Raw genomic sequence first — 19,866 nt, 5'->3', positions numbered from 1 at the left:
CCGAACATGACGAATCTCCACTTCGTCGAGGCGTCGATCGAACAGTTGCGGCGGGCGCTGGAGGCCGGCACCGTCACCAGCGTCGAGCTGGTCGGGGCCTGCCTGCGCAGGATTGCGCGTTACGACCGGCATGGGATCACTCTCAATGCCGTTCCCGTGCTCAATCCTAAGATGTTTGAAGAGGCGGCCGCGTCCGACCGGCGCCGCCGGGACGGCGCGACGCTCGGGCCGCTGGACGGCATCCCCTACACCGCCAAGGACAGCTATAAGGTGGCGGGCTTGTCGGTGGCCGCCGGCTCGCCCGCTTTCGAGCACCTCACCGCCAACGAGGACGCCTTTACCATCGGAAGACTGAGGGCCGGCGGCGCGGTGCTGATCGGGCTGACCAACATGCCGCCGATGGCCAATGGCGGCATGCAGCGCGGCGTCTATGGCCGGGCGGAAAGCCCCTACAATGCCGACTGGCTGACCGCCGCCTTCGCCTCTGGATCGTCGAACGGCTCCGGCACCGCGACCGCCGCCAGCTTCGCCGCCTTCGGGCTGGGCGAGGAGACATGGTCCTCCGGCCGGGCGCCGGCGTCGAACAACGCGCTGGTCGCCTACACGCCGTCGCGTGGCGTCATTTCCGTGCGTGGCAACTGGCCGCTGGTGCCGACGATGGACGTGGTGGTGCCGCATACGCGCAGCGTTGCCGATATGCTCGAACTGCTCGACGTGATCGTCGCCGACGACCCGAACACCAGGGGCGATTTCTGGCGCGCACAGCCCTGGGTGGCGCTGCCGAAGAACTCGGATGTGCGGCCGCCATGCTATGTCGGGCTCGAGCTGGAGGGAGCGCTGCAAGGCGTGCGGCTCGGTGTGCCCCGCACGTATATCGGCCGCGACACGGAGGCTGACGTTCCGATCCAGACCCGCGCGTCGGCGCTCGACCTGTGGGAGCAGGCGGCAGCGGATTTGCGAAGGCTCGGCGCAGATGTGGTCGAGGTCGATTTCCCCGTCGTCGCCAACTACGAGCGTGACCGGCCGGGCACAAAAAACATGGTCGATCGCGGGCTGGTTCCGGAAGAATTCGCCGAGCGCGAGATATGGGACCTATGCATTTCGGCTTGGGACGATTTCCTGCGCGCCAATGCCGACCCTGCCATCCCCGATCTCGCCTCGGTCGACGGCGCAAAAATCTTTCCTCAGCCGCCGGGCACGCTGCCGGACCGCTATGACGACAGTTTCGATCTGGCGGAATATGCCGAGCGGGCCATGCGCGGCGTCACGCCGTTCCAGGCCATTCCCGAGTTGGAGCGCGGCCTAAAAGGCCTCGAGGCGACGCGGCGGATCGATTTCGAGGACTGGCTCGACGCGCAAGGGCTCGACGCCGTGGTATTTCCCGCCGTCGCCGATGTCGGGCCGGCCGATGCGGATGTCAACGAGGCGTCCGCAGCACTTGCCTGGCGCAACGGCACCTGGGTCGCCAACGGCAATCTGGTGTGGCGCCATCTCGGCATTCCGACCGTCACCGTGCCGATGGGCACGATGGCCGATATCGGCATGCCGGTCGGGCTGACCTTCGCCGGCAAGGCGTATGAGGATACGAAGCTGCTTCGGCTGGCCGGCGACTTCGAGCGTTTCGGCCTGCGCCGCACCCGCCCGCCGCGCACGCCGGAATTGGCCGACGATGTCTTTGCCGCCCGGCATGGCGACATCACGACCAATGATGTGCCGCTGACTATCACGCTTGCCGCCGAGGCGCGGCATGCGGGTGGCCAGGACGAGATAACAATCACGCTTGATGTGCATGGCGAGGCCGGAGCCGAGACCAGCGTGAAAATCCATGTCAACGGCGAGCCTGTCGCCATGCAGCGGACCGGCGCGCGCTTCACCGGGCGTGCGGTCGTACCGGCTGCCACGCACCAGGCGATCCACAGCGTCTGGCGCGGCTCATACGGCTCGATCGTCACCGCCGTCGTGCGTGTTGAGGACGGACGCGTCGCCGGCGCCTATGCGGTGACGGGAGGGATTGGGTAACATCGCGCTTCGGCTGGTGCCACGGCATCCAGCGCAGCGTCTGCGGCCAGTCTTTCAATCCGCGTCAATCCGGCTTGCAGGGGTCGGCTTTGGCCGCTGCCGTCTTTTCGCCCTCCTGCTGCGCCTCGACATCCTGCTGCGAAGTGGCAAGGTTTTTATCCCCACCGGCTTCCTGGTTGGCAAGCGGCATGGTGTTGGCGTCCTTATTGGCCGGGCCGCCCTCTACCCTGTTGCCGGTATTCGCGTCGGTTTCGAGGGGCGCACGCGTTGCGTCTTTTGCGATGCCTGATTGAGCTTCGATCGATGCGGTCGTCTCATGGCAAGTGGCGCTTGCCGTGCCGGCGGTCAGGCCGACCATAGAGGTGGCGAGCAAAATAGCGGTTAGCGTCTTCATCTCATCCTCCTTTCGGTGTTTGAGCCTGTCTTTCTAAACTGCCGGCGGTATCCAAGGTTCCGCTAATTCACTTCGAACCTCGATCTGAACGCTCAGCGGATCATTCCGGCATCTATCTGGCCGGCATCTCTCTGGCGTCGTATTCCCATTGATTTGCGGGCTTCCGCAGGCGCGGCCTATCGCGTATTGGCGCGGGAAAATCCCTTGAGCGCGCGTGGAAGCATGATTCGACTGGAAAGCATCAGCAAACAGAACGGAAGGCAGATCGTCTTCATTGAAGCCTCTGCCTCCCTGCAGAAGGGCGAGAAGGTCGGCCTGGTCGGCCCCAACGGCGCCGGCAAGACGACGCTGTTTCGCATGATCAACGGCGAGGAGCAGCCCGACGAGGGCCAGGTATCGGTCGATCGCGGCGTCACCATCGGCTATTTCAGCCAGGATGTCGGCGACATGGAAGGCCGTAGCGCTGTCGCCGAAGTGATGGACGGCGCCGGGCCGGTGAGCGAAGTGGCAGCCGAGATGCGCGAGCTCGAAGCCGCCATGGGCGACCCGGAGCGGGCCGACGAGATGGACAAGATCATCGCCCGCTATGGCGACCTGCAGGCGCGCTTCGAGGAGCTCGACGGCTACGCGCTGGATGGCCGCGCCCGCGAGGTGCTGGATGGCCTCGGCTTCAGCCAGGAGATGATGGACGGTGACGTCGGAAAACTTTCCGGCGGCTGGAAGATGCGCGTGGCGCTGGCCAGGATCCTGCTGATGCGGCCCGACGCCATGCTACTCGACGAACCGAGCAACCATCTCGACCTGGAAAGCCTGATCTGGCTGGAGCAGTTTTTGAAAGGTTACGACGGCGCGCTGCTGATGACCTCGCACGACCGCGAGTTCATGAACCGCATCGTCAACAAGGTGGTGGAGATCGATGGCGGCTCGCTGACCGCTTACTCCGGCAATTACGAATTCTACCAGCAGCAGCGGGCGATCGCCGACCGGCAACAGCAGGCGCAGTTCGAGCGCCAGCAGGCGATGCTGGCCAAGGAGATCGCCTTCATCGAGCGCTTCAAGGCGCGCGCGTCACATGCCGCCCAGGTGCAGAGCCGGGTGAAGAAGCTGGAAAAGATCGACCGCGTCGAGCCGCCAAAGCGCCGCCAGAAGGTGTCGTTCGATTTCCAGCCGGCGCCGCGCTGCGGCGAGGACGTGGTGACGTTGAAGAACGTCCACAAGGGCTATGGCAGCCGCTCGATCTATGAGGGGCTGGATTTCCAGGTGCGCCGCCGCGAGCGCTGGTGCGTGATGGGCATCAATGGCGCCGGCAAGTCGACGCTGCTGAAGCTGGTGGCCGGCGCTTCCGAGCCGGACAATGGCACGGTGGCGCGCGGCCCGAGCGTCAAGATGGGCTATTTCGCCCAGCACGCCATGGAAGTGCTGGAGGGCGAACGCACCGTGTTCCAGACGCTGGAGGACGCGTTTCCGCAGGCAGGCCAGGCGCCGCTACGCGCGCTGGCCGGCTGCTTCGGCTTTTCCGGTGACGAGATCGAGAAGAAATGCCGGGTGCTGTCGGGCGGCGAGAAGGCGCGGCTGGTGATGGCGCTGATGCTGTTCGACCCGCCCAACCTTCTGGTGCTGGACGAGCCAACCAACCACCTCGACATCGCCACCAAGGAGATGCTGATCACGGCGCTGTCGCAGTATGAGGGCACGATGCTGTTCGTCTCGCACGACCGCCATTTCCTCGCCGCGCTGTCGAACCGGGTGCTGGAACTGACGCCCGACGGCATTCATACCTATGGCGGCGGCTATACGGAGTATGTCGAGCGCACCGGGCAGGAAGCGCCGGGGCTGAGGAGCTGAGGCGCAGGCCCGACGCTGCCGCTCACCGTCACTCAAACCCTCGATTCCGGAGAGAAAGCCACCGGCTGCTCAGCCGCGTATCACAATTTCGCGCAGCGGATCGCCGCCGTCGATGAACAGCCGGCCTTGCGCCGTCAACGCGGCCTCAAGCCGTTGCAGGGCGATTTTTCCTGCCTCGGGATGACGCCCGTCCAGTGCGCCGACGCGCACCGCAACGGCAATGTCGAAGGGCTTCTCGTCCGCCTCTAGGTTGAAGTCCTCGATAGCGACCTGACGAAGGCTCAGCCGGCCCGCTGCAATCTCGGCACGCGAGGCGGCCCTGGCCTGCGCGATGGCCTTGGCCGAGCGGTCGATCGCCAGCACGTGGCCGTCGCCAATCCGGCGTGCGATCTCGCGCGCCGCAGCACCCGGTCCGCAGCCGATCTCGAGCACCCGCATGCCCTGCCGCAAAGGCAGCGCATCGACGATCGCCAAAAGCCTTGGCGACAAGTCGTTCGCCATTCCTCTTCTCCAGCCTTTCCCTGAGCCGAGATTAGCGACCATGGCTGGCGACGGGAAGGCCGTCACCTGAGGGGACATCGTCGATGTGTTCACCGCCGGTGGGCGAGGCCCCTTGATCGATATCGAAAAGGCCGACGATCGGTCGACTTTCTCAACTGCCGCGACAGGAACAGTGGGGGGCACTTAAAGCAGGGCTTCCCGGACCAAGCCCGGAGCGGCCCGGCGTCGTTGGCCTGAGGGGGGGACTGGCGCCGAGCCTAACCGGTTGGGGGGTAGATGACCGGCCAATTTAGATACATACGCTCAAGCTAATGTAAGCGCAAGCTAATGTTATGAGTTAGCGATTTCCAGCGGTTGTTTCTGATCGGCCGTGCGCTCGAACCGGGTGCTGAACTGACGCCCGGGACATCCACACCTATGACAGCCCCTGTCCCGAACGCTTTGGCAGGAGCCGCCGGACTTGCAGGACTGATGCGCAGAGCGGAGGCGCTGGAGGCGTCTTGGTGGTCGGCTTGACCATTCAGGAGGCCGGCGACATTGTGGATGGCGAGTTGCTGTTCGCCAGTCCATAACGGTCGTGTGGGAATGGATTTTCGCAACGCCATCGATGAATCGCTGGCCTGGGCCAGCCGATGGTTCGACTACGCCGTCACGCCGTGGTTCTTCTATCAGGCTGCCATCATCGTCGTGCTCTTCCTCGTCGCGAAGCTTGCGGCGCAGCGCATCGAACCGCTCGTGGAGAACCGGGCACGCCAGATAAAGGGCCATCCCGGACTGTTGAGGGTCGTGGTTGCCCTGTTGCGGCGCACCGACTGGATCCTGTTCACGGTCTTCCTGCTTGCCGCGCTCTTTCTCATGCGCGCCGTCACCTGGCCAAGCCGGAGCCATTTCATCACTATCGCGCTCTCGCTATCCCTCGCGTGGCTGTTCGCGTCGGTGCTGTCGCGCATCATCCGCAACCGCTTTGTCGCGCGGGCTCTCGCCTGGCTCACCTGGATCTATGCGGCCCTCGTCATCCTGGGCATCGATGACGACACCGCGGCTTTCCTGGACAGCCTCGCAATACCTTTGGGCGCGGTTCGCCTTTCGGCGCTCATGGTGCTGAAAGCGGCGCTGTTGCTGATCGCCACGGTTTGGCTTGCGGTGGTCGTCGGCAAATATATCGATGAGCGCGTCCGGATCTCCGAAGAGCTGACACCCTCGATCCGCGTCCTCGTCGGCAAGGTCGCAAAGGTCGGCCTTGTGCTGGTCGCGAGTGTCATCGCCCTGTCTTCCGTCGGTCTCGACCTGACGGCTCTGACGATATTCTCCGGCGCCGTCGGCGTCGGCCTGGCTTTCGGGCTGCAAAAGGTCGTTTCAAATTTCGTCTCCGGCATGATCATCCTTCTCGACAAGTCGATCAAGCCGGGCGACACCATTTCGCTCGAAGGCACCTTCGGCTGGGTACGCGAACTGCGGGCGCGATTTGTCTCGGTGGTGACGCGCGACGGCCGCGAATACCTGATCCCGAACGAAGACTTCATCACCCAAAGGGTCATCAACTGGTCGTTCAGCGATAACCTTGTGCGGCTCGACGTCAATTTCGGGGTCTCTTACGACGCCGACCCGCATAAGGTCAGTGAACTGGCGATAGCGGCCGCCACGAGCGTCGGCCGGGTCGAAGCGGGCCGGCGGCCGGTCTGCTGGCTCACGGACTTCGGCGACTCCTCGCTCAATTTCGTCCTGCGCTTCTGGATCCACGATCCTCAACAAGGCCTGACCAACGTGCGCGGAAGGGTGCTGCTGGCGCTGTGGGACACCTTTAGGGAAAACGGCATAGACATCCCCTATCCGCATCGCGAGATCATCATGAAGCCGGACGGGCGCGTTGGGACATCACGCGGGCGCTGATGGGGCAGGGTGCAGCAGGGTCGCGGCGCCGAAGCTGAGAGCGGCCTTTTCGTCCGTGCCATCGCAACGCCGCTTATTCCCTTCAAGCCTCGGCTCCAATGCTGTATCCAGCCCCGAATTCAAGGAGCCCCTCGATGACCTCACATCTCGCCGACGCCAGCATGGTTGTCGATGCAGCCGGCATGCCGGCCGATGACGACGCCGCGTGGCAGGACGATGTTCGCGCGGGCGTGCGGCATGTGCGCGATCTGGATTCGCTGCCACTGTCGCCAGCCGAGCGCGCGGCGGCCCAAGCCGCGGCCACGCGCCACAAGGTACGCATCCCAAAAGCCTATCTCGACCTGATCGACTGGAGCGACCCCGCCGATCCCATCCGGGCGCAGGTCATCCCGTCGCCCGAAGAACTGGCCGAGCAGGAAGGCGAGCTCGACGATCCGATCGCCGACCATGCCTTCAGTCCGGTGCCGCGATTGACGCATCGCCATGCCGACCGGGTTCTCTTGTTTGCGACCTATCAATGCGCGGTCTATTGCCGGTTCTGTTTTCGTAAGGAGTCGCTGACCTCGATCGGCCGGGGTTTTTCGCGCGAGGCGATGGAGCCGGCCTTCGCCTATATCGAGGCCCATCCCGAAATCCGCGAGGTGATCCTGACCGGCGGCGACCCGCTGTCGCTGCCGGACAAGGCGCTGGCCGAAATTCACGCCCGCATCGAGGCGGTTCCGCATGTGCGGCTCTTACGCATCCACACGCGCGTGCCCGTCGCTCTGCCCTCGCGTGTCACACCAGGGCTGGTTCGCTCTCTGCAGGGCCGGCTGATGGTCACGGTCGTCACCCATTTCAACCACGCGCGTGAAATCACTGATGCCGCCGAGCAGGCCTGCCGCACGTTCCGGCAGGCTGGCTTCGTGCTGCTCAACCAGAGCGTTCTGCTGAAAGGCGTCAATGACACGGTCGAGGTGCTGGAGGAGCTGTGCCGGGAGCTGATGTACCGCCTCGGCGTCAAGCCCTATTACCTGCACCACGGCGATCTCGCGCGCGGCATGGCGCATCGGCGCACGACGATCGCCGAGGGCCAGGCGCTGGCCAGCGCCTTGCGCGCGCGCCTGTCGGGCATCTGCAACCCCGTCTATGTGCTGGACCTGCCGGATGGCGGAGGCAAGGTGCCGCTTGGCCCGTCCTATGTCGAGGCGCAGGACGGTGAGAGCTGGCGGATTCGCGGGCAGGATGGGGAGGTGAGGGCGTACATGGAGATTGTCGGCGATCTTTGAAAGCTTGGGTTCCTCGCCCCGTAAAGCGGGGAGAGGTGTCTCGGCGAAGCCGAGACGGAGAGGGTTTCCCCTGAGCGCGGAAGCTCCTGCCGTTGCGCCTGGTTGGAACCGGATCCAATGCCCTCGCATTTTAGAGATGAGGGGCAAAGGAGCGCAGGGTGAAAGCTCTATCGGCGGTACTTGGTGGCTTCGTACTGACGCTTGCGGTTTTCGCCAGCGGGTTGGCCTTCGCTGTCTGGATTCTTGCCGCCGAGCCGGTGCGGCAAGCCGCCCCGACCTCGAGCGTCGCCGAACTGTGGCCGAAGGAACCGCGGAAGGTAGACCCTGCTTCGCAGCGTCTTGAGCGTCTTCCCGCCCGCCCAGTTGATCACAGCTCGAAACCTGCCGATGCCGCGGCTTCGGCGCCCATCGTTACCGGCTCTATCCAGCCGCAAGCGGACGAGCAGCAGACGGGCGAGCAGCAGGCGGTGCCTGCCGGCCATGCAGAATGGTGCGCAAGCCGCTACCGCTCCTACAGGCCAAGCGACGACCACTACACGTCCTACAGCGGAGAGCAGCGCCCCTGCATCTCGCCCTATCTCGATGCGGGCGCTGCCGACCGCACCGCACAGCCTCCCGACGATGGCGCCAGCTATGTCGAAGCGAGCGACACGTTGCCAATGGATGGTTACGTTCCGTCGCAGGAAGCCGGCGCCGCCTGGCTTCCGCCCGACCACGTGCAATATTGCTTCAGCCGCTATCGCTCCTATCGGCCGGAAGACAACAGCTATCAGCCTTACTCCGGCGGCCCGCGCAGGCAGTGCGAGTAGGCAGGGCGGGCTGGCGGCCGCAGTGCATGGCGCCTTGTGCGACCCCACCCAACGATCACGCAGATTTCTTGGATCGTTCGGGTTGGCGCGGCGTTCATCCGATACCCAAAGGAGGAATCAACATGGGCGACGACCGGGAAGACAAGATTCGTGAGCGCGCGTACCAGATCTGGGAACGTGAAGGCCGGATCCATGGCGATCCCGAGCGGCACTGGCACCGGGCCGAGGCCGAGATCGACAGGGAGGCAGCCCTGCCGCTGACGGCAGGCGATGCCCTGCCGGAAACCCGCGAGGTCGCGAGCTCCGACGTGTTGACGGTGGAGGCCCTCGCGATACGCACCGGCATATCGGGCGAACAGGCGCAGGAGCTGATCGACAGGCTGGGCAACGACCGGGCGGCGATCGAGCAAGCCGCGCGCAACCTCAAGGGGAAGCAGCGGCTCGGGGAGTGACAGATGATCAGAAAACTCAAAGACGGAAAATACCGCCTCTATTCGCGCAAGAAGGACGAAAAGACCGGCAAGCGCCGCAATCTCGGCACCTTCGATACCCGCGAGGCTGCCGAGAAGCACGAACGCGAGGTGCAGTATTTCAAGAGGCATTGAGGCGGCGTGCCGTCGCTTGCCAGGCAGCCGCGCGGGATGCCTGGCGAACCTGAATTTCAGCCCGCACAAGCCGTCGCGAAGCCACTACCGCTCCTACAGGCTAAGCGAGGACAACTACACGTCCTATAACGGAGAGCAGCGCCCCTGCATCTCGCTTTATCTCGATGCGGGGGCCGCCGAGCGCACCGCACAGCCTCCCGACGATGGCGCCAGCTATGTCGAGGCGAGCGACACGTTGCCAATGGATGGCTACGTTCCGTCGCAGGAAGCCGGCGCCGCCTGGCCCTGGCTTCCGCCCGACCACGTGCAATATTGCTTCAGCCGCTACCGCTCCTATCGGCCGGAAGACAATTCCTACCAGCCTATTCCGGCGGCCCGCGCAGGCAGTGCGAGTGTGAGCTGAGCGGCGCCTCGCGCGTCTTCAAACACGTGCTGGACCTTCCGGAAGGCGGAGGGAAGGTGCCGCTCCGGTCCGTCCCATGTCGAGATGCAGGAGGGGGAGAGCTGGCGCTTTCGGGGTTTGATGGTCGGGCATATACGGAGATTGTTCGGGATTCTTGAAAGCCTGGGTTCCTCGGCTCTGAGCAGTGTCAATATAAGTATTGACAGATCAGGCCTCTCTGTATATATATACCTTGACGATTTGATTATTGCGTCAATATACGAGTTTGCAATGAGCGTTAAACAGGCTGTTCGGGAGCAGTACCAGGCGACGGTGAATCTCGCCCAGGGCGGCAATATTCATATACCCCCGGAAGGTTGGATCCGTACGGTGCGCAAGGCGCTCGGCATGTCTGGCGCGCAGCTTGCGCGGCGGATGGGGGTGACGCGCGCCCGCATCGCGCAGGCGGAACGGGCCGAGCTCAATGGCGGCATCACGCTGAAGTCCATGCAGGCCACCGCCGAAGCCATGGGCTGCCGCTTCGTCTATGCCTTCGAGCCACCCGATGACATCGAGAACGTCGTCATCGCGCAGGCTCGAAAAAAGGCGAGGGCGATCGTCGGCGTGGCAGGCAGGCACATGGCAATGGAGGACCAGACCGTGTCGGACCGCCGGACGGAGCGGGAAGTATCGCGCCTCATGCGCGAGCTTATGTACGAAATGCCGCTCGATTTCTGGCAGGACAAGTGACATTAGGCATGGCGGTCAAGCTCGGCAGCTTCGAGGCTCGGATTGTCAGAAACGGACCTTTAGGCTCCTTGGCGAAGCGGACTCTTGAACGCAGGACCCAGGCACGATTCGGCGTTGCAGCCTTCCGCATGCCGTAATCACTTGCGGCCGAGGAGTATGAAACGTGCGGTGCCCCCCGCCGCAGCGACAGCCTTCGCTATTCCTTCTTGTCGACCAGCGCCCGTAGTGCCGAGACGTCATGCAGCAATAACCTGCTGCCGCGCTTTTCGATCAGGCCTCTCTTGGCGAGGTCGCTCATTTCGCGCGAGACCGCTTCCCTGTGCGTGCTCATCGTTGCCGCCAGCTCGGAATGCGTCGGTGCCGGGCTTATGGACACCTCGCCGTCCACGAGTGCGGCTTTCTCCGCCCGATGCAGGAGCTCGACGATCAGCCGTTTTCGCACGACCAGAGTGCTGTATTCGAATACCCGCTCGGTCATGCGCCGGAGCTGGGCAGACAGATGCTCAAGCAGCACCCAGGCAAAAGTCGGGTGGGTCATCACGATATCCCGGAATGCTGTGCCGGACAGCCGTGCAGCGCGGGTTGCCTCCAGTGCGACTACGCTGGCAGAGCGTGCAATCCCGTCAATGCCTCCGAGCTCCCCGAAAATGTCACCCGGTTCGACATCGCGATACGCTATCTCCCTGCCGTCCGCTGAAACCAGTGTCACGCGAGCCCGTCCTTCGAGCAGGAAGAAGACATCGCGACCAGTGTCGCCGTGGGAAATGATTAGCTCGTTGTGTCGATAGCTGCGCTCGTGCCACCGTTTGGTCAGCGCGGCGAGGTCGGCATCGCAAAGTCTTGAGATGAAGGCCAGAGAGCCTGTCACAACGGTCTCTTGTTCAATCAAGTGTACTTCACCTTACTCCCTATCCAAGGAAATTTGATGGCCGCAGGCCCCGCTTTCCGGGATGCAAACTGGGAGCGGATTTCGCCAATGTTTTCCCGGTGTGGGAATTCCCACAGCCGAGCCTGGTTCGACTGTCATATCCTTGTTGCAACGTCAGGCCCGCCGGCTCGTGTGCAAGCCGGCGAAGGGAAAGGGAACAGTCATGAAATTCTTGGCTCCCGTCACAAAATTTGCTGCGGGGTTTCGCAAATTCGTCGCGCCGCGCTACCGCCCGGAGCTTTATTACATGCGTGGCCCGGGGCCAGCCACCGCGCGCCGTATGGGCACGCCGCGGCAAAACCAATCCATCGACCACTACGCCTAACTTGCCTCGCGGACGGCTGACGCTCTCGCCCGGAGTGCCGTTCGCGCCGTTCCGTACCGGTCAATTCAGATCAATGAAGGGACGATCTGATCATGGTTATAATTCATGCTGCCGCCATTGGTCCATTTCGCAGGTGGTTACGCCTCCGCGCCGAGCGAAAAGCTCTCTTGTCGGCAACGGACCAGTTGAGCCGTTTACCCGATGATGTTCTTGGCGACATCCGCATCTCACGTGACGAAATCATGTGCGCTTTGCGAAGCCGCGCATGCGGAGGCAGGCGCGGCCGGCACGACGATCGAGCGCACTAGGATCGCTTCGGCCTCGATCCCGAAACGGTTGGCCGCCGGCAGTGGCTACGCCTCGGCCGAGATCCCCTTTGGCTGGTCCACGCGCGATCGAGCCTTACATCGCGGCTTCGACAAGCAGCGGCGCGCGGACGGAACCTTCGAACGGCACTACACCTGCGACCCCAAGGACGCTCGGCACCGTGCTGATCGCAATCAGTCCGGCTTCATTGTCGGCTTCTGACGCTCAGGACCTCGCGTTCGCTCACGCTGACATGCCAATCAAACAGCTGAATGACGTCTATTTGGATTGCGAACGGGGAGGCCGCCGGTGCGCTGGGGACGGAAGACGTGATGTACTGTTCGATGCGCGAGTTCCGACTAGGCGCGCGATAGCAGTTTGCGCATAATCAACGATGCATGGCCTTCTGTACCGTGCGACGCGGTCCTGCGATCGACCACTTCGAACCATGTTTGCGGTAAAAGGCCATTGCCCGGTCGTTTCCCTCGAGCACTTCGAGTGCGATGCTGGGGATGCCGGAATGGGCGGCATGACGTCGCCGGCTTCATTCATCTTAGCCATCGCGTAGCCGGCGATCGAGCCGTCTGGCCGTTCTGCCACGAACGACATTTTGTTGGTGTCTGTCAGTTCCGCCGCAATCCGCTGCAGCGTGTGATCTTCATCCGAAATCCGGGCCGCGGTCTCGGCACCCATGATTGGCGAGTACGTCCTGCGCCAAGACTCTCCAATGAGCCGCGATACCGACGGCACGTCCTGCTCAGTCATGGCTCTGATTTGCGTCATCGATAACGTCCCCGGCCGGTCAATTATAGCGTTGCCGGACGGGCCGCTCAAATTCGGAGCGGCGGCCTACCGCCGCTTCATCGCATGGGGGTCACGCCGTTCCCTTGCACCTACCATCAGGCATGGTCCGCAGGTCGACTCCTACCGATGAGCTAACGTCCGCTCTGGAGAAGCACCGCGAATGTCTGAACATGGCGTTAAGCCGACCTTCGAACGGCACGATTGAACACGCGCCCTGCTACCGTCATCTCTGAGCGCTTAACGCGTCGCCCGGCGCGCTCCCTCCATCGCATCAAGCCGTTCCTGCAGATGCCCATTCAGCACGATCATCTCCTTGAGCGCCTTCACCGCATCGCCCTTGTGCTGGGCGATGAACTTGTCGGCGATGGCCTGAAGGGCGGCCGCCTGGCGGCTGTCCAGCGTCACGATGTGGTCCATGGCGATGCCTCCAACAGTTTCTGTTCAAATTGAACAAAACGGGAACAAAAATGTCAAGGGCGAATTGACTCCGCGAGGAATGCCTTCCTATTTGTCAGTAGGTGGGGCGGTTGCTCACAAATTCAGGAGAGCCGCGATGGGTAGACGAAAAAGCCGGTTTGACAGGCTGTCGACGAGGGATGCGGAGGCGATCATCAGGGACGCCCTGAGCCTGCGCAAGACGGTACTTTCGTCGCAATTGAATCTGAAGGCGCATGGCGAGCTGTATTGGCAGCTTTGCGGGCTTGTCGAAAAATTGCATGAGGTGATGGCCAGCCTAGCGGAGAAGGAGCCCGATTTCCGGATGCCGAATCTTGGGCTGCTCCCGCTTCCCGAGGATTACCTGACTCGGAAATGAGCCATGGCCGGGCCGATGGACAGCGTTGGACGTGCCGCGAAGGCCAACATGCTGCTGATCGTGGAGTGCGGCCACTGCTACCATGTCGGGCGCTTCAGGGCGAATGACGTCGCGCAGGTGGTGGGCTGGAACAAGCCGCTGGAAGCCATCAAGTTCAGGTGCAAACGGTGCAGACGGAAAGACACCACCGTGCGCACCCAGTTCATCGACCAGGACCATCCGCCGAAGGGCTACATCTGGACGTTGCAGAAGTTCAAGCTTTAGAACAGCGAACCCTGTACCGGCGCCTGTGGCGCCTGCGGCGGAAACTTGATCTGCGTCGCCGGCTTGTCGACGATCACCAGCGCGTCGTCGGGTGCCGTGCGCTGCAGGTGCTTGGCCTCCGACCACGGCGCGGTCAGCCAAGTCTCGGTTTCCTCCTGCGTGGTCAGGATGACAGGCATGGCCTTCTCGTGAATCGGCGCGATCAGGGCGTTCGGTCTGGTGGTCAGAAAACCGTAGAGCTCGAAGTCGCCGGGGCCGTCCTTGACCTTGCGCACGCCTTGCCAACGCGTCCACAGGCCGGCGAAGAAGAACAGCGGCCGCTCCTCGGTCAGCGCGAACCAGTAGTTCCTCTGGATACCGGTATCCGGGTCCTTGTCGCCCGGCGTTGGGCTCGGTTCGGCGAAGCTGGTGAGCGGCACCACGCAGCGGTTCTCGACACCGAGATATTGCTGCCAGTGGCCGTATTGCGGGTTGCGGATGTTGGTGGTGCCGTAGTCGGCCTTGCCCTTCACCCGCTCAATCGGCGTCGGCATGCCCCACAGCAGGTTGGCCAGCTCGCGCGTCCCGTCCGGCGCGTTGCGCACCACCGCGCCGGGCTGGTTGGGGTAGATGTCGATGGAGGGTTCGAGATTGCCAAGAATGTCGCGCAGGGCGCGGGTCCACTGGCGGATCGCCTCCTGGCTGGTGGTGATGTTGTAGAGGTTGCACATGTCGAACCCTCAGGGATGTCCAGGCATCTTGTGGGAAAGGGCAGGCAATTTCCAGCGCTGTCGCTCGGCTGCTGACACGCTATCCCAGCCACCACGACAGCGCCGCGATCACCGCCGCCACACCGGCGATCGACCGCGCCGGAAGAAGACTGCCGTGCGCAGCGGCGAACCACGGGCTCCGCTCACGCAACGCACGCCGATTCCGCGCGTTTACCCATTAGAGGAGCATGGCGGATGTGACGGCCGGTCTCATGCGCTCACAATCGGAGGCAAACCATGATGTCAAAATTCAAAGAAGCCCTTGATCGCGGGAAGGAAGCTCGCCGTGAGCAAGAGGGGAAGGTCGGCAATGAGAAGGCCGAGGAAGGTGTGGTGGACTTCGGCGCGCAAGCCAGGGCCTGGCTAAACGACGTCGTGGTTGCCTCGTTGCAAGCGGCCCAAGCCGACGTGACGGGCGAGGTGACTGTCGACATAGACACCGCGCCAGGCCGCCAAGCCAAAGCGTCAACACCGTCTATTCGGTTTCAAGTCTACAGAAAGCGGGGCATGGAGAAGGAGGTGGTCAGAAGGACGTTCACGGTCGACGTTCATCTGAGTGGGGAAGTGTCAGTCTCTTCGCCCGGGATCGTGGCGAGAGAAGTGGGAAACATAGGGGATAGGTCTGACGAGCGGTTCTCCAGCTTGCTAGCGGAACTGATCGAGGAGGCAGCGAAGGGCACTTAGCCAGCAAGGTGCCGAGGAAAGGGCAGGCAATTTCCAGCGCTGTCCGCAAGGCTGCTGACACCGCCAAGTCTGTCAGTAACAGCTTTCCAGATGCCGCAAAACACCCCCTCCGTTAACCTTTCGTTAACCATGGCTGGCTAGCGTTTACCTATCAGTAAGGAATCGCTGTCCGTGACCTTCGCCGCCCCCGTCGAGACCAAATCCATTCGCTTTCGCGCCCGCTCGTTCGTCGCCTTCACGCTGACGCCGGAGGCGCCGCTTTCGGAGTGGCTGGAAAGCCTCGATCGCTGGATCGGCAATTCTCCCGGCTACTTTGCCGGCCGCCCGGTGGTGCTCAATCTCAACACATTGAAGCCGGAGGTCGGTCAGATCGAAGCGCTGGTCGCCGAGCTTGGCCTGCGCGGCATCCGCATCTACGCCATCGAGCTCGACGGCAACACCGCACTTGAGTCCAATCTGCCGCCTGTGCTGATCGGCGCCAAGGAGGCCACCGCCGGGCTGCTCATGCAGGCCGACAGCAAGGGCAGGCCGGAAGAGACGGACAGGCCGGAAGAAGCGGGCAGGGCGGAACAGGGCAAGCAGCCACAAGACAGGCAGCCGGAAGCGCCGGCCACGCTTATGGTGAAGACGCCGATCCGCTCGGGCCAGTCGGTCTTCCATGCGCATGGCGATGTCATCGTGCTGGGCTCCGTCGCCTCCGGGTCCGAGATCGTCGCCGCCGGCTCCATCCATGTCTACGGCACGCTGCGCGGGCGCGCGTCGGCCGGTGTGCTCGGCCATTCGGCGGCGCGCATCTTCTGCCGTAAAAACGAGGCCGAGCTGCTGTCGGTCGACGGCTGGTATTGCACCGCCGAGGAGATGGAGCCGTCCTTGCGCGGAAAAGCGGTCCAGGCATTTCTCGAAAAAGACACGCTGCGCATCGCGCCGTTCAACTGACGATCCCAACAACAATAATGGAGGCATATATGGGCAAGGTAGTGGTGGTCACCTCAGGCAAGGGGGGCGTCGGCAAGACGACCTCGACGGCCGCCCTTGGTGCCGCGGTCGCGAGAACCGGCAAGAAGGTCGCCCTGGTCGACTTCGATGTCGGCCTAAGGAATCTCGACCTGATCATGGGTGCCGAGCGGCGGGTCGTGTTCGACTTGGTCAACGTCATCCAGGGAACGGCCAAGCTCTCGCAGGCGCTGATCCGCGACAAGCGGGTCGAGACGCTGTTCCTGCTGCCGGCCTCGCAGACGCGCGACAAGGATGCGCTGACCGAGGAGGGCGTCGGCGAGGTGATCGACAAGCTGCGCTCGGTGTTCGATTACGTCTTCTGCGACAGCCCGGCCGGCATCGAGCGCGGCGCGCAGCTTGCCATGCGCTTTGCCGACGAGGCGGTCATCGTCACCAACCCGGAAGTCAGCTCGGTGCGCGATTCCGATCGCATCATCGGCCTGCTCGATGCCAGAACCGTCAAGGCCGAGCGGGGCGAGCAGATCGCCAAGCATGTGCTGGTGACGCGGTATGATGCCGCCCGCGCGGCGCGCGGCGAAATGCTCTCGATCGACGACGTTCTGGAGATCCTGTCGACGCCGCTCCTGGGCATCATTCCCGAGAGCCAGGACGTGCTCAGGGCCTCCAACCTTGGTTCGCCGGTGACGCTCAGCGATCCCACCAATTCTGCCGCCCGCGCCTATATCGAGGCGGCCAAACGGCTCGAAGGCGAGGAGCTGCCGGTCGTCGTGCCGTTCGAGCGCAAGGGCTTTCTCGACCGGCTTTTTGGAAGGAGGGCAGCATGAACCTGTTGGACCTTTTCAAGCGGCGCGGCAGCGCGCCGGTGGCGCGCGAGCGGCTGCAGGTGCTGCTCGCCTATGAGCGCCGCAGCCGCAGCCAGCCCGATCTCGTCTCCATCTTGCGCGAGGAGATCATGGCCGTCATCGCCAGGCATGTGCAGATCGACCAGGATTATCTGCAGGTCTCGATGGAGCGCGGCGAGACGATGTCGACGCTGGATATCGACATCCAGATCCCCAACAAGAGCGCAAGGCCATTGGCGATGTCGGCCTGAACTCGCAAAGTTCGGCCCCGCCGCGATCCTTCGCGCCCCCCTCTGGCCTGCCGGCCATCGGGGGGCGCTGTCCCGCCTGCATCTGTCGACTGAGCTGCAGCCGCCGTCAGCGCGCTTGCCCCACCCAACCACCCCTCGCTGCCTCACGACAGGCAAGCCCATTGGTCCTATCTCCGCCGCATGCCGTCGCGCATAGCCCGGCGGCAGGGGAGGACCAACCACCGTGACGTCGATGCCGGTTATCAAACCTGTTTCTGCACCCCTGCCCATCGCCGCGCTGCTCGGCGCCATGGTGTCGATCCAGATCGGCGCGGCCTTCGCCAAGGGCCTGTTTCCGCTGGTCGGCGCGCAGGGCACGACGGCGCTGCGGCTGGTCGTCGGCGCGCTGATGCTGGCGGCGGTGCTGCGGCCCTGGCGGGTGCGGCCGTCCAAAGCCGTCTGGCCGTGGCTGATCGCCTATGGGGTGACGCTCGCCGCGCTCAATCTTTTGTTCTATGCGGCGCTCGAGACGATCCCGCTCGGCATCGCGGTGGCGCTCGAATTTACCGGTCCGCTTCTGGTCGCGACGCTGTCGTCGCGGCGCGGCAGCGACTTCGCCTGGGTGGCGCTTGCCGTCGCCGGCATCGTGCTGTTGTCGCCCCTCGTGCATTCGCGCCAGGCGCTCGATCCGACCGGCGTGATGCTGGCGCTGGCGGCCGGCGGCTTCTGGGCGCTCTACATCGTGTTCGCGCAGAAGGCGGGCGCCGAACTCGGCGGCCAGACCACGGCTTACGGCCTGGCAATCGCCGCAGTGCTTGCGCTGCCGTTCGGCGTGGCCGAGGCGGGGCCGGCGCTGGTCGCGCCGTCGATCCTGGCCGGCGCCCTGCTGGTCGGGCTGTTTTCCAGCGCCCTGCCGTTCTGGCTGGAGATGGTGGCGCTGACCAGGATGCCCGCCAGGCTCTACGGCACGCTGACCTGCCTGGAGCCGGCGCTGGGCGCGCTGGCGGGGTTCCTGTTCCTGCACGAGATCCTGACCGGACTGCAATGCCTGGGGGTAGCCGCCGTCATAGCCGCTGCCTTCGGCGCCACCATGACGAACAAGCCGCCTGTGCCTTCGCCCGGATAGGGTTCGCTGGCGGCACCTTGGCTGAGGCCGGCTACCCCAGCCACCACCAAAGCGCAGCCAGCACCGCCACGCCGCCCGCGATCGACAGACCGAGCATCATGTACGATCCCTTGATGACGTCGCGGATCACCTTCTTGACGCTTTCGCGGTCATTGAGGTTCGGGAACGGCTCCCGCGGTTCCGCCACGCCGAGAAAGCGGCACAGCGGCCCCCAGCCTTCGGTCACCGTGAACACCAGAAGTTTTTCCGGCGACACTGCGGCCTTCACCTCCTCGGTGTAAGCGTTGTAGCGCGCGATTGCCCGCTCGCGGTCGTCCATCACGCCGGCCAGCACACGACCCCAGATCAGCTTGCGCGACATGTCGCCGAATTTCCGGCCGAACGGCGTCAGCCACTCCAAAATCTTGAACTGCCAGAGATTTTCGGTGAAGTAGATCGTATCGATCGTGCTGTCGTACCAGCCTTCGGCGCCGCGCGGGTGAAGCGTCAGCAGCACCTTGGCATCGGGATAGGCGGCCAACAATTCCCGCCACACGCAGCAGCCGGGATTGTCGACCGTCGCCGTGTAGTTGGCAAACGCTCGGTCCCAGTCGTGCGGCGTGCCGGGCTTGCTGTTCGCCACCTTGCGCCAGAAGTTGAGGTGGCCCTTGTTGGCCTTGTTGAGGATCACTTCCTGCATGTGATAGCAGGGAAAGCCGAGCCTGTTCAGCGCGGCAAAGGTCGACCATGTGCCCGTGCGTCCGAATCCCGCGCCGATTACCTTGAGCGCCATGTTCCCCATCCCTCCCATGGACTGATATTCTTATTTTATGTCAGTCCGTAGGGCCTACGTTGCGCCCGGAGTGTCCGGCGCGCAACAAATTTCCATCATGTCCTCCCGTTACAGGTCGTCTCTTTTTGAATGGACCAGCGATAGCCAAGGTAGAGCCTCAACCAAAGATTGCGTTAAATATGTGCACACTTCTGTTCCATTTGCCACTTGCGCAACCATTGAAAGGGTGAAAACGTTGGTCTGGGGTAAATGGGGAAGGGGGGTCGTCGCGGCTGTTGCAAGCCCGGGACGGCCTTGAAAAGCAATGAATTTTCCACAGTTCCTGGTGGGGATGACCACCGCGTCACTCGTCGTGGCGCTCTCGACTTTTTTGGCAACCGGTTCAATCTGGAAGGCGCTAGGCTGGACAGTCCTGACCCTGATCGTTTTGCAGGTTGGATATTTTGTGTTCGTCGTCCGGCTGATCTATAGAACCGGGCGAAAGACACACAGGTGATCCGCGACCCGTGAGTGCTGGACCATCGAGACGGTATCCGGTTTTACGACGTGTCGAGATTCGACGCCAATCCGGCTGAATATCTATATGCTTAGATCATGATGTT

The 19,866-nt window shown here is 63.5% G+C and carries 24 protein-coding genes; 18 read left to right on the top strand and 6 right to left on the bottom strand.

The window, feature by feature from the left end; genetic code table 11:
* Nucleotides 1–6: 6 nt before the first annotated feature.
* The gene (locus tag CIT25_RS01145) at nucleotides 7–2,019 is read left to right on the top strand and encodes an amidase (protein WP_095482735.1); all 2,013 of its coding nucleotides are present in this window, start codon (nucleotides 7–9) and stop codon (nucleotides 2,017–2,019) included.
* Between the two features lie 64 nt (nucleotides 2,020–2,083).
* On the opposite strand, the gene CIT25_RS01140 is transcribed toward CIT25_RS01145, so the two are convergent.
* A complete protein-coding gene (locus CIT25_RS01140; RefSeq protein ID WP_095482734.1) occupies nucleotides 2,084–2,413 on the bottom strand; it encodes a hypothetical protein in 330 nt (109 codons plus the stop codon).
* Between the two features lie 222 nt (nucleotides 2,414–2,635).
* Between CIT25_RS01140 and CIT25_RS01135 the strand changes: the two genes are divergently transcribed.
* A complete protein-coding gene (locus tag CIT25_RS01135) occupies nucleotides 2,636–4,258 on the top strand; it encodes an ABC-F family ATP-binding cassette domain-containing protein (RefSeq protein WP_095482733.1) in 1,623 nt (540 codons plus the stop codon).
* 69 nt (nucleotides 4,259–4,327) lie between these two features.
* On the opposite strand, the gene CIT25_RS01130 is transcribed toward CIT25_RS01135, so the two are convergent.
* Nucleotides 4,328–4,759, bottom strand: a complete 432-nt coding sequence (locus CIT25_RS01130) for an SAM-dependent methyltransferase (RefSeq protein ID WP_095482732.1) — start codon at nucleotides 4,757–4,759, stop codon at nucleotides 4,328–4,330.
* Nucleotides 4,760–5,344: 585 nt separating this feature from the next.
* Between CIT25_RS01130 and CIT25_RS01125 the strand changes: the two genes are divergently transcribed.
* From CIT25_RS01125 to CIT25_RS01100, 7 genes are all read left to right on the top strand, one after another.
* Complete coding sequence (locus CIT25_RS01125; RefSeq protein ID WP_095482731.1) at nucleotides 5,345–6,649, top strand: mechanosensitive ion channel family protein; 1,305 nt, start codon at nucleotides 5,345–5,347, stop codon at nucleotides 6,647–6,649.
* A gap of 182 nt (nucleotides 6,650–6,831) precedes the next feature.
* Nucleotides 6,832–7,917 (top strand): KamA family radical SAM protein, encoded by a 1,086-nt coding sequence (locus tag CIT25_RS01120; protein WP_425351725.1) that lies wholly within the window; start codon nucleotides 6,832–6,834, stop codon nucleotides 7,915–7,917.
* A gap of 158 nt (nucleotides 7,918–8,075) precedes the next feature.
* Nucleotides 8,076–8,726, top strand: a complete 651-nt coding sequence (locus CIT25_RS01115) for a BA14K family protein (protein WP_095482730.1) — start codon at nucleotides 8,076–8,078, stop codon at nucleotides 8,724–8,726.
* Nucleotides 8,727–8,848: 122 nt separating this feature from the next.
* The gene (locus CIT25_RS01110) at nucleotides 8,849–9,178 is read left to right on the top strand and encodes a DUF2934 domain-containing protein (RefSeq protein ID WP_095482729.1); all 330 of its coding nucleotides are present in this window, start codon (nucleotides 8,849–8,851) and stop codon (nucleotides 9,176–9,178) included.
* 3 nt (nucleotides 9,179–9,181) lie between these two features.
* A complete protein-coding gene (locus tag CIT25_RS36765; protein WP_023677295.1) occupies nucleotides 9,182–9,331 on the top strand; it encodes a hypothetical protein in 150 nt (49 codons plus the stop codon).
* A 16-nt stretch (nucleotides 9,332–9,347) separates the two neighbouring features.
* Nucleotides 9,348–9,734, top strand: coding sequence for a BA14K family protein (locus tag CIT25_RS01105; protein ID WP_167391019.1), 387 nt, complete (start codon nucleotides 9,348–9,350; stop codon nucleotides 9,732–9,734).
* 270 nt (nucleotides 9,735–10,004) lie between these two features.
* Nucleotides 10,005–10,463, top strand: a complete 459-nt coding sequence (locus CIT25_RS01100) for a mobile mystery protein A (protein ID WP_095482728.1) — start codon at nucleotides 10,005–10,007, stop codon at nucleotides 10,461–10,463.
* A gap of 196 nt (nucleotides 10,464–10,659) precedes the next feature.
* On the opposite strand, the gene CIT25_RS01095 is transcribed toward CIT25_RS01100, so the two are convergent.
* Complete coding sequence (locus tag CIT25_RS01095; protein WP_095482857.1) at nucleotides 10,660–11,331, bottom strand: Crp/Fnr family transcriptional regulator; 672 nt, start codon at nucleotides 11,329–11,331, stop codon at nucleotides 10,660–10,662.
* A gap of 223 nt (nucleotides 11,332–11,554) precedes the next feature.
* On the opposite strand from CIT25_RS01095, the gene CIT25_RS36760 reads away from it, so the two are divergent.
* Together CIT25_RS36760 and CIT25_RS01085 are read left to right on the top strand one after the other, a co-directional pair.
* Nucleotides 11,555–11,716 (top strand): hypothetical protein, encoded by a 162-nt coding sequence (locus tag CIT25_RS36760; protein ID WP_164547162.1) that lies wholly within the window; start codon nucleotides 11,555–11,557, stop codon nucleotides 11,714–11,716.
* A gap of 231 nt (nucleotides 11,717–11,947) precedes the next feature.
* Nucleotides 11,948–12,244 carry a hypothetical protein gene (locus CIT25_RS01085; protein WP_095482726.1) on the top strand — a complete coding sequence of 99 codons (297 nt, stop codon included), beginning with the start codon at nucleotides 11,948–11,950 and terminating at the stop codon, nucleotides 12,242–12,244.
* Nucleotides 12,245–13,063: 819 nt separating this feature from the next.
* Here CIT25_RS01085 and CIT25_RS01075 read toward each other — a convergent pair.
* Nucleotides 13,064–13,243, bottom strand: coding sequence for a hypothetical protein (locus CIT25_RS01075; RefSeq protein WP_095482725.1), 180 nt, complete (start codon nucleotides 13,241–13,243; stop codon nucleotides 13,064–13,066).
* Between CIT25_RS01075 and CIT25_RS01070 the strand changes: the two genes are divergently transcribed.
* A complete protein-coding gene (locus CIT25_RS01070) occupies nucleotides 13,242–13,640 on the top strand; it encodes a hypothetical protein (protein WP_128243050.1) in 399 nt (132 codons plus the stop codon). The two genes, CIT25_RS01075 and CIT25_RS01070, sit on opposite strands and share 2 nt — an antisense overlap.
* 3 nt (nucleotides 13,641–13,643) lie before the next feature.
* Entirely contained in the window at nucleotides 13,644–13,904 is a 261-nt protein-coding gene (locus CIT25_RS01065) for a hypothetical protein (RefSeq protein WP_095482723.1), read from the top strand.
* Here CIT25_RS01065 and CIT25_RS01060 read toward each other — a convergent pair.
* Nucleotides 13,901–14,614, bottom strand: a complete 714-nt coding sequence (locus CIT25_RS01060; RefSeq protein ID WP_095482722.1) for an SOS response-associated peptidase — start codon at nucleotides 14,612–14,614, stop codon at nucleotides 13,901–13,903. The two genes, CIT25_RS01065 and CIT25_RS01060, sit on opposite strands and share 4 nt — an antisense overlap.
* Nucleotides 14,615–14,890: 276 nt before the next feature.
* On the opposite strand from CIT25_RS01060, the gene CIT25_RS01055 reads away from it, so the two are divergent.
* The 5 genes from CIT25_RS01055 to CIT25_RS01035 all read left to right on the top strand — a co-directional run bounded on the left by CIT25_RS01055 (nucleotide 14,891) and on the right by CIT25_RS01035 (nucleotide 18,492).
* On the top strand, nucleotides 14,891–15,337 hold the full coding sequence (locus tag CIT25_RS01055; protein WP_095482721.1) for a hypothetical protein: 447 nt from the start codon (nucleotides 14,891–14,893) through the stop codon (nucleotides 15,335–15,337).
* 171 nt (nucleotides 15,338–15,508) lie between these two features.
* Entirely contained in the window at nucleotides 15,509–16,273 is a 765-nt protein-coding gene (gene minC / locus CIT25_RS01050) for a septum site-determining protein MinC (protein ID WP_095482720.1), read from the top strand.
* 29 nt (nucleotides 16,274–16,302) lie between these two features.
* Nucleotides 16,303–17,118, top strand: a complete 816-nt coding sequence (minD, locus tag CIT25_RS01045; protein ID WP_095482856.1) for a septum site-determining protein MinD — start codon at nucleotides 16,303–16,305, stop codon at nucleotides 17,116–17,118.
* The gene (minE, locus tag CIT25_RS01040; RefSeq protein ID WP_095482719.1) at nucleotides 17,115–17,387 is read left to right on the top strand and encodes a cell division topological specificity factor MinE; all 273 of its coding nucleotides are present in this window, start codon (nucleotides 17,115–17,117) and stop codon (nucleotides 17,385–17,387) included. The genes minD and minE overlap by 4 nt, the downstream gene beginning before the upstream one ends.
* Before the next feature lie 232 nt (nucleotides 17,388–17,619).
* On the top strand, nucleotides 17,620–18,492 hold the full coding sequence (locus CIT25_RS01035) for an EamA family transporter (RefSeq protein ID WP_425351724.1): 873 nt from the start codon (nucleotides 17,620–17,622) through the stop codon (nucleotides 18,490–18,492).
* A gap of 31 nt (nucleotides 18,493–18,523) precedes the next feature.
* Here CIT25_RS01035 and CIT25_RS01030 read toward each other — a convergent pair whose 3' ends face one another.
* The gene (locus tag CIT25_RS01030; RefSeq protein WP_095482855.1) at nucleotides 18,524–19,264 is read right to left on the bottom strand and encodes a sulfotransferase family protein; all 741 of its coding nucleotides are present in this window, start codon (nucleotides 19,262–19,264) and stop codon (nucleotides 18,524–18,526) included.
* Between the last annotated feature and the right edge of the window lie 602 nt (nucleotides 19,265–19,866).

Source organism: Mesorhizobium mediterraneum, from assembly GCF_002284565.1.
GTDB classification, from domain to species: domain Bacteria; phylum Pseudomonadota; class Alphaproteobacteria; order Rhizobiales; family Rhizobiaceae; genus Mesorhizobium; species Mesorhizobium mediterraneum.
This window is presented reverse-complemented; position numbering and strand designations above follow the sequence as displayed.